At 63.9% G+C, this 9023-nt stretch carries 8 protein-coding genes and 2 pseudogenes; 8 read left to right on the forward strand and 2 right to left on the reverse strand.

Features of this window, described 5'->3' with window-relative positions; translation table 11 throughout:
* Positions 1-194: 194 nt before the first annotated feature.
* Positions 195-353 (forward strand): hypothetical protein, encoded by a 159-nt coding sequence (locus FV228_RS33085; protein ID WP_187277725.1) that lies wholly within the window; start codon positions 195-197, stop codon positions 351-353.
* 394 nt (positions 354-747) lie between these two features.
* On the opposite strand, the gene FV228_RS12985 is transcribed toward FV228_RS33085, so the two are convergent.
* Positions 748-1701, reverse strand: coding sequence for a metallophosphoesterase (locus FV228_RS12985; protein WP_147855004.1), 954 nt, complete (start codon positions 1699-1701; stop codon positions 748-750).
* Between the two features lie 561 nt (positions 1702-2262).
* On the opposite strand from FV228_RS12985, the gene FV228_RS12990 reads away from it, so the two are divergent.
* From FV228_RS12990 to FV228_RS13015, 6 genes are all read left to right on the forward strand, one after another.
* Positions 2263-2505, forward strand: coding sequence for a hypothetical protein (locus FV228_RS12990; RefSeq protein ID WP_147855005.1), 243 nt, complete (start codon positions 2263-2265; stop codon positions 2503-2505).
* Between the two features lie 492 nt (positions 2506-2997).
* Entirely contained in the window at positions 2998-3489 is a 492-nt protein-coding gene (locus FV228_RS12995) for a MucR family transcriptional regulator (RefSeq protein WP_147855006.1), read from the forward strand.
* A 220-nt stretch (positions 3490-3709) separates the two neighbouring features.
* Positions 3710-4027 carry a hypothetical protein gene (locus tag FV228_RS13000; protein WP_147855007.1) on the forward strand — a complete coding sequence of 106 codons (318 nt, stop codon included), beginning with the start codon at positions 3710-3712 and terminating at the stop codon, positions 4025-4027.
* A gap of 324 nt (positions 4028-4351) precedes the next feature.
* Positions 4352-5101 (forward strand): collagen-like protein, encoded by a 750-nt coding sequence (locus tag FV228_RS13005; protein ID WP_187277726.1) that lies wholly within the window; start codon positions 4352-4354, stop codon positions 5099-5101.
* A gap of 1761 nt (positions 5102-6862) precedes the next feature.
* On the forward strand, positions 6863-7306 hold the full coding sequence (locus FV228_RS13010) for a hypothetical protein (protein ID WP_147855009.1): 444 nt from the start codon (positions 6863-6865) through the stop codon (positions 7304-7306).
* Between the two features lie 71 nt (positions 7307-7377).
* On the forward strand, positions 7378-7698 hold the full coding sequence (locus FV228_RS13015; protein ID WP_187277727.1) for an HNH endonuclease signature motif containing protein: 321 nt from the start codon (positions 7378-7380) through the stop codon (positions 7696-7698).
* Between the two features lie 9 nt (positions 7699-7707).
* Here FV228_RS13015 and FV228_RS13020 read toward each other — a convergent pair.
* Positions 7708-7952 (reverse strand): annotated as a pseudogene (locus FV228_RS13020) (IS630 family transposase); the annotation flags it as partial.
* A gap of 80 nt (positions 7953-8032) precedes the next feature.
* Here FV228_RS13020 and FV228_RS13025 point away from each other — a divergent pair.
* Positions 8033-8895: pseudogene (locus FV228_RS13025) on the forward strand (IS630 family transposase); the annotation flags it as partial.
* Positions 8896-9023 lie beyond the last annotated feature (128 nt).

Below are 9023 nucleotides of genomic sequence, written 5' to 3' on the forward strand. Positions count from 1 at the left end.
GGCACGCGCGCCGTGCCGCCCGACCGCGGCGGTCCTGAACCATCGCGCATGACGGCGCGACCACGTGCGGCCCGCCGCCGACCGGGTTGCGACCTCCCGGATCCTGCCCTCGGGGAGCACGCTCAGAGGACGTCACGGAACTTGCTCGGGAAGCCTTCGCTTCTCAGCACAACGCGAAGGCTGGGCCAGGAACGATGTTGGAGAGCGAGACGCGGCCGACCGATCCGGAGCGCAGCCTGGTTCAGCGCCTGTTTGCCCGCTACGGCTCCACTGCGATCCTGGTCGTGGTTTTGCTGGTGGTCGTCGGCTGGATCGGAATCCTGGGCTGGGCGATGACGCGGCTTCTCAGCTGAGCCCCGATCGATCGGGACGGCCCTCACCCCCTGATTCGATGCGCCCGCTTACGGCGAACCGGTCTCCCTTTCGAGAGCGATCGCTCAAGCAGCCTCGTCCGGCATGATCGGGGCGTCGCGGCACAGACGCCAGAACTCGACCAGACCGAGCGAATAGGTGGCGAGGATCACGGCCGTCCAATGCATGATCGTGTCCTCTCGAGCGCCTTCGCCGCACCGGTATGCACGCGAAAGCTTGACGTTTTCTCTCCGGACTTATCCACCGGTCTAGATATGGCAATATAACGACAATAGCGTGGGACTACACCGGGGGCGGTGCATTTATTTTGCGCAATCCGGAATGATCGCAGGATTCGGGGAGGCCGGCACCGGTCTCACCGCGCTGAGGCGCCCGTCATCCCGGGCTGTCGGCCGCGAGGGCAGTCCCGGTTTCATCCCGCCCGAGATCCACCACCACGATCTCGGGCGGGATACCCAGCCGCAACGGACGGCCCGCCACGAAGTGCGAGCCGAGCCCGGCCGAGACGATCAGGTCACGGTCGCCCTCGACGATATGGCCGTGGGCGTAGCGCAATCCGTAGCGCGACGGGATCCATGGGGACCAGCCCAGGATCCGCACCTGGCCGCCATGGGTATGGCCGGAGAGGGTGAGCGCGACCCGCGGGTCAAGGCCGGTGGCGAACAGGTCGGGCTCGTGCGCGAGCAGGATCGCGGCGCCGTCGGCGGGGACGTCCCGGAGGGCTTGCGCGAGGATCCGCGACCTCTGCCGGTCGAGCGGGTCCGGCGCCAGGGGGCGGCCGGGCGTCGCCTCGCTCTCGATCCCCACCAGCCAGAGCGGGGCCGGCACATCGAGCCGCACGGCCGCGTTCTCCAGGAAGACGATGCCGGCCGCCCGCAGGGCGCGCTCGGCCCGGGTCGGGCCATGTCCGCGCCGGAGTGCGGCACGGTCGTCGCCCCAATCGTGATTGCCCTGGATGGCGTAGATTCCCCGCTTCGCCCGCAAACCGCTCAGGCGTTCGGCCACCGTCTCGAACGGGACCGCCCCCCGGCTTTGGGAGCCGTAATCGCCGAGCAGCACCGTGAGGTCCGGCTCCAGAGCGTTGGTGCGCGCCACCACCTCGGTGATCGCGTCCGCGCCCATGCAGCGGGGATGGGCGTGGAAATCCGTGAGCACCGCGATCCGCAGGCGTAGGCCGGCCGGCCAGGGCGGCGGGCAGACCCGATAGCGCCGGATCTGGACCCGATGCGGCTCGAAGGCCGTCGCGTAGCCCGCCGTCACCAGGCTCCCGGCAGCCGCGCAGGCGGCGGCCAGGGTCGGGCGGGACAGGAGTGCGCGGCGGGTCAGCATCGGTCATTGGCTCGACTGGACGTGCCGGGCTCGTACCATGGGTTGAGCACTGGTGCGGCACAGGGTTGGGGGAACGGCAACCGATGCCTGATGGCCTGCCCGCTGCGGCGATCCCGCCGGGTCGGGGTCTCGGTCAGTGACGCACGAACCGCTGGCCGGCATCGCGACACGAGCGGTCAGCGCAGCAATCGAAGTGTGCGAAGGAAGAGCGAACGCTTCGAATGGGTCAGAAGCCTCGCGTCCCGCACCCTTGACTTCGGGCCGCCGTGACAATCACGTCGTGCTATAGTCTCCGAATTCAAATCATCATCTATCATTTATATAGAACTCTGGGCTTGGCCGAACATATGTTCGCCGGCGACATCCATTGAACCTCGTATAAATCTGCACAAAACAGCTAAAAATTTTTGCCGGCGACCGACCCGCAATTGCAGATGTGGGGCCAGGATGCGATCGGGAATCCCGCTGTTCGACGAAAACAGTGTTGAGTTACGAGTTTTGGTATGTCATGAGACTATCAGTTCGCGGGCAGGCGTATCTTTGCTGCCCAGGAATGGTCCCATGCACGCCGTCTCTTTCCTCGCGCCGCCCGCCTGCGGGGCAGTCGCCGATCGTCGCGCCATCGCCCTGGCCAACGCCCATTGGTTTCGCGCCATGGCGTGGCGGGCCCTGCGCGACGGGTCTCCCAGGAGCGACATACGCGCTGCCAATGCCCGGGCTGCAGCTCGCATCGTTATACGCCAAGCCAAGCGCGATGCTCTGGTCAATCGACTGGTGACCGACGCCCTGGCGATGAGTGACTGATCTACTGCTGCGTTGAGGGCCTCTCGGCCGCGGCGATTGAAACGCAGCGCGATTGCCCGCTTTCACATCCGTCGGCGGCTCAAGCCTGGACGGGACGCCATCCGGCCCGCAGCCGCATGCTGTCAAGCAGGACAACATGCCCTTGGATCCAGTTTTGGCATAAGCATCACAGGTTGCGTGCCCACGTTATGAGGGTGACCGCCGCCTTAACATCGGCGACGCTCGAAGATCTGATTTGATCTCGGGATTCGTTGGAGCGCTGCGATCCCTGTAGAAAAACCCACCGGCTTGCATTGATAAAAACATTGGCGCCATCGAAGCGCTTGTGATCGAACAAAAGATCTTATCCGTTAACGAACGCCGCGCCGATTGCCGCACCGGACACGCGTCGTTAACACTCAATGAATTCCATTGCAGAAAACCGGAACGGATCAACGCGTCCTTCGTAGATGCATCAAGGTATGACGAAGGTTGTGCCGCCAGGAGTCAGCAATGGACGACGATCTCGAAGCGCGGCCTCTCGATGTCAGGCATCTGACGGCAAATATCGTGACCGCCTATGTTTCCAATAATCATGTCCAAGTCTCGAATTTGCCCAAGCTTCTCGCGAGTGTTTACGCCGCTGTGGAGGCAGCCGCGCAGGGATATGGTTCGGCGCCTGCGGTTGCAGAGGGCCCGGTCGAGAAACCGTCCGCTGCCGAGATCCGGCGCTCGGTCGGCCGCGATGCTTTGATCAGCTTCGAGGACGGCAAACCCTACAAGACCTTGAAACGGCATCTCACCGGCCGCGGCCTCACGCCGGAGGGTTATCGCGAGAAGTGGGGGCTGCCGCGGGATTACCCGATGGTCGCGCCGGATTATGCCGAACGGCGATCCGCCCTGGCGAAGGCGATCGGCCTCGGGCGGCCAAGCGGAGGGGCTTCAGCCGGCGACGAGCCGAGTCGTGCGGAGCCCAAGGTCCAACGCCGGACGAAGTCGGCCTGATAGACGGGCTCCGGAGCAACGCCGCGGCTCTCCTGAGCTCCACCGTCATTACGCGCGAAGCAACATGATACAGGGCGGCACGAGACGCGTAGGGCGCCGCCGACGCAAGGACCTCGCTTCGCTTGCCGCCGCAGAACGGTCACCGAGTGATCATCGGGAGCGCGCGACACGCCGTTCGGAAGGCATGAAACCGTGGGGGGCGTTATGCCCGGAATGCCCCATGGTCGATTCGCGCGTAATTGTGTCGCTGATCCAGACTGTGTGCGTCCCGAGATTTGCGATCTGCGACACCAAACTGGTATTTACCTGCGCGATGTCGAACGAAAAATCGATGCCGCTGGCACGCACCATCTGTCGATCCTGCGGTGAGACGATCTGCGCGGACACCACCTATTGCGTCGCGTGCGCGACCCGTCAGGCCGATAGCGACGCCGCCGTCTTCGATCGTTGGCTCGCCATTCTGTTCAGCGGTGCGGGCATCGTCGGCCTGGTGCTGGCCGCCTATATCGCAGCCCGCTATCTCAATATCCTGGCGTGATCTCTCGCAAGCTGACGCATCTGCGATGAGGGCTCTGCTTGAGTGTCCCACTCTGGTCTATGCGCAGTAGAGCCTACCTAGTCGTCTACCAGTACAGCAGCTGCCTCACGGTGCCGACGGCATCGGATCGTCTCGCCATCGGCGAGGGCCGGCCTCGCCGTTCGGCGCAGTGCTCACGCATCTTTCGCCTTAAGAACAGGTCTCGTCTGCCTGCAGATGCGCCGAAATATGTACGCCGCGGCCCGATAGAGCCGAGCTATGCCGAGTCCTACTCTGTCCGGAAGTTTTGGAGTTTGCAGGATGGCTCGGCGATCGCTTCTGGTCTTGGCGCTCTGCCTCGCGTCCTCGGGTGCGGGGGCCGCCGGCGACATCGCCGTCGACATGGCGATGATCTCCAACGGCGATCTCAGGGTCTTCGGGACTTTGGCGCCGCCCCGCGCGGCCAGCGTCGTCTTGGACGACAAGTTCAACACACGGGCCGATCAGGACGGGCGCTTCGCGTTCCGGATCCCCTACCATCCGGAGACCTGCGTGGTGACGCTGAAGTCCGAATCCCTCAGCCGACAGGCCGTCGTCGGCTATTGCGCTCGGCCACCGGCCGTGAAGCAGGCCGCAACGTACCCCGCACCCGTGATGCTTGCGGCGAACACGTCCAAGGGCGAGGTCGGCCCGCGCGGTCCTCAGGGCGCGGCCGGTCAACAGGGTCCGGAAGGACCTCAAGGCGAGCGCGGCGCCAAGGGCGAGCCGGGGTCGGTCGGCCCCGCAGGACCACCCGGCTCCGCCGGACAGGTGGGCACGAAAGGACAGGCGGGCGAAAGAGGCGAACGTGGCCCGGCAGGACCGGCTGGGCCCGAGGGCAAGGCAGCTGTTGCCAACGTTGCTTTACGGGTTCAGGTCGAGGAGTGCCCGACGGGAGGGCGGTGCGTGGCCGCCTGCACCTCCGACGAGTTCGCAGTGAACGGCACCTGTAGCGGCGGCGAGCGCCCCGCCATGGACGAAAGTAGCATCTACTGCTTTGCCCTGGGTTCGGTACCGACCGCCATGAGGGCCCGGGCGATCTGCGCGCGGCGTTGACGCAGATGTCGCATTGCAAAAAGCATTGAGTTTTCTTTCTTCTGGCGGCTGGTTCGGATTACACATTGACGCACTGTGAATAGTGCGCGTTGCGCGGCGTTTTTTATTATTGTTAAGGGCTCAGATTGGTCAATAGAGGTAACGAAGAATATGATTTTTCGGCTCGTCTGCTGTGATTCAGTTATTTGAGCCGGGATGGTTTGTCGTATCTAGTCCCGTACCATGCCTCGAGAATTTTGCTGCTGATGTTCTCAGGCGACTGGCAGGGCAAGCTGGGGCGTCGGCCACAGATTTCGGCTTTTGGCGTTGGCTGCGGTCTACATCGGTGGAAGCAGCGTGGAGCCGGCGCGGTGGACCTGCCGACGACGGGCTACTGAGCGCTGGCCTTTAACGCTGATGGTACGGCGGGTCTGGTCAGCCGCTAGCGCCCAAGCTTGACGCCGCACAGCGAAAGGCGCTGACACGGGTTATCGAGGGTGGGTCAAACGCTGACCGATACGGCGTGCTACGCACGTGGCGAAGGTTCTGGCCGACTGAATTTACGCGAGCTTCGGGGGCAGGCTGGACGAAAGTACGTTTGGCTGCACGATCAAGCAGATGGGCTTCCGTAAGCTGACGGTCTGCCCTCGCCACCACGAGCAGGATCTGGCTGCGCTGGCCGTGCTCAAAAAACCTCCCCACCGCCGTGAATGCAATCCATACTGGCCTGCTCGCGTATGCCTGCCACCCGGCACGGCTATTAAAGTGTCATGGCAGGATGCTGCTCGCGCCGGTGAGAAGAGCACCCAGTCGCAGCGTGAGACATGCAGCGGGACACGGCCCTCGGCGCCCCAGGATTGGCACACGGCGTATGCCTATATCTTTAAAGCGATCTACCCTCAGAAGGAAAAGGCCGCCGGATCCGTTCTACCCCGGCGGGACAGATAGGCGATAAGCTTGCATAGGGCCCCGATTATCCGAAGCGTCGTGCCCGGGCCCACGCCTAACTGATACGGGCTGACACAAAGCTCACGAGATCGTTGTGCTAGACAACATCATCCTACCCAAACTGCTGCCTTGCGCGCCTCTACTCATGCTGGTGTTTTTCGAAAAATTATTGTGAGGACGTACGGAAGTTCAGGTACAACAACCGCTTCTAAGATACTATCCTCGCGGCATACATCTGCATCATCGATCGGTGCTGACAATTTTAAAAACGTCCATTCTATCAATTAGAAAAATTATGCGCGATGTTTTGCGGGCGTGGACATCTCGAAATTATTTATATTAGATTTTTGTAAGTCATGTGTAATAATGCTCGTTATGCCTGTCGTCTTAATGGTCTTTTCTCAACACTTCGTCGGGAAAATTTTTTTCGCGAAACGGTGACTCCGTACGCTCGGAGATGGCACCTGGACAATCGCAGACTGATTTCATGCTGGCAACGAGCATATTCCACTGGACTGCTTGAGCGATTGGAGCGTGAATAGTCATGTCACGAAGCAGCCGGCTGCCGTGAGTCGAAGCGAGCTTCCCGGGAGCGGGCAAGGGCATCCGACCGATCGCGTTACCCCGCAAGCCCATTGGGCGTGTGCGGGGCCAAGGCAGTGGCGGGGCTAGTCCCGTCACGAGCCCGAGGCGCGCTATGCAAACCCCATTTTTCATTCAGATCATCTTTTCCCCCGCCGCCCATGTCGGACATTCGGCGCAGCTTCCGTGCCCAGGCTCGACAGCGAGCCTTCCTGCCGCATCGTTTGCCGCCCCGCGGACGTGAGTGCGAGCATGTCGAACCGCAGCATCTCTTGGGCCGCCGCTCTGCGCGACTTGAAATCCGATCGCACCGTCCGTTCGGCGGTTCGCGAAGAACGTCTGCGCACCAGCGCGGGCCTGCGCGGCGCGTGCCTCCTGCCGATGAGCGCCTGGCGCGGATCCTCGAGCCGGCGTTATGTCGTCGTGATCCAGCCGCTCGATACCGTCGATTTGGTCGCAGACGACCCCGCAGTCGTCCTCGCCGTTGCCCGTGATGCCCAAGGGCAGGCTTCGATCGTCGCTGTCCGGGCCTGCGACCCTGGGGATCCAGGTTTTCTGGGTTGGCTGGCCGCCTGCGCCACGCTTGGAGCGCGCGAACTGCACGCTTACCGGTTGGCAGGAAAAAGGGCTGAACGTCATGCGATCGCGGCTGACCTCGGTGGGCCCGCCTTGTCCGCGGCCATGGGGGTGGCGTGATGCCCCGGCGCGAGTTCAGCAAGGCGGTGCTTCGTGCCGCCCTCGCACGTGCGGACGGGCGATGCGAGGGCATGCTCGTGAACGGCAGCCGTTGCCCGTGCGCCTTGCAGACCGGGTGGTTCCAATACGACCATATCGTGCCGGCCGCTTTGTCCGACGATGCGTCCCTCGAGAACTGCCAAGTGCTGTGCCGACCGTGTCACGCCGCCAAGACGGTGATGGACGTCGGAGTGATCGCGCGGGTGCGCCGGATGCGCGATCGGCACCTGGGCATTGCTGACCGGAATCGGCGTCCATTGCCCGGCAGTAAAGCCAGCCCGTTCAAGCGCCTGATTGGCGGCGGCGTCATCCGCCGGGATACGGGCGAGCGATTGGACAAGCGATCTAGCTAGTGCAGTGATTCAGACGGATGGTTCAGGGGCTCGGTTGAGCGCGTCGAAGATGGCGGCGGCCGGTTTGGTCCAGACGGAAGGGGCTGGGGCTCTGGTTGTGCTCGGCGATGTAGCGTTTGATCGCGGCCTGCAGGTCTACGATGCCGGCGAAGGTCCCGCGTTGCAGGCGGCAGCGCGTGGGGGCGGAGAAGAAGCCCTCGACAACGTCGACCCATTAGGCCGAGGTCGGGGTTAAGTGGAAGGTTCATCGCGGATGGCGGAGGAGCTAGAGCCGTGCCCGGCCGCGTTGCGACGGGTTAGCGGTTTGCAGCGTTGAGTGGTGAAGGAGCCCTCGATGCCTTCACCGTTGTCTGTCGATCTGCGCGAGCGTGTCGTGGCGGCCGTGGCCGAGGGCGCCTCCTTCCATCGAGCGGCGGCCCGGTTCGGTGTAAGCGTGTCGAGTGCCAGCCGCTGGTCGGAGCGGTTCGCGCAGGAAGGCCACGTCGCGCCCAAGCCGACGCGCGGCGACGATCGTCTTCCGGCCATCGAGGGGCAGGCCGATCGGATCCTCTCCACCTACGAAGCCCGGCCCGAGATCTTCCTGCGCGAGTTGCGCGACACTCTGGCCGCGCAGGGCGTGCAGACCAGCACGAGCGGCCTGTCGCGCTTCTTCGCCCGCCACGGCATCACCCGCAAAAAGGGGCTCTCTATGCGGCTGAGCAGGAGCGGTCCGACGTAAGGGAGGCCCGCCAAGCCTGGTTCGAGGCCCTGCCCGACCTCGACCCGGACACGCTCGTCTTCCTCGACGAGACCGCGGCCGCCACCAACATGGCCCGCCGTTACGGACGCGCCCCGTGCGGTGAGCGGTGCCGGCTCCTCGTGCCGCAGGGCCACTACAAAACGACCACCGTCACAGCCGCCCTGCGCAGCACCGGCCTGTGCGCGCTCAGTCTCGTTGATGGCGCCACCAACGGCGCCCGCTTCCGCAGCTACGTCGCCGACAGCCTCGTCCCGGTGTTGCGACCCGGGGACACCGTCATCCTCGACAACCTGCAAGCCCACAAGGTCGCCGGTGTGCGCGAAGCTATCGAGGCGGTGGGGGCGCGGGTCCTGTACCTCCCGCCCTACAGTCCCGAGTTCAATCCGATCGAGCAGATCTTCGCCAAGCTCAAGCACCTGCTGCGAACCGCAACCGCCCGCACCGTGCCCGACCTCTGGGTGTTTGGTCCCGTTGTGTGGTGATACATCGGGTGCCACATGGAGGGACGCGCTATGGGACAGATTCTCCACGGCAGCGCCACAACGACAGAGACGGTCCGTCGGGCAATCCAAGCTCGTAAAGAGAG

The sequence above is a fragment of the Methylobacterium sp. WL18 genome (genome assembly GCF_008040015.1).
Lineage (GTDB): Bacteria > Pseudomonadota > Alphaproteobacteria > Rhizobiales > Beijerinckiaceae > Methylobacterium > Methylobacterium mesophilicum.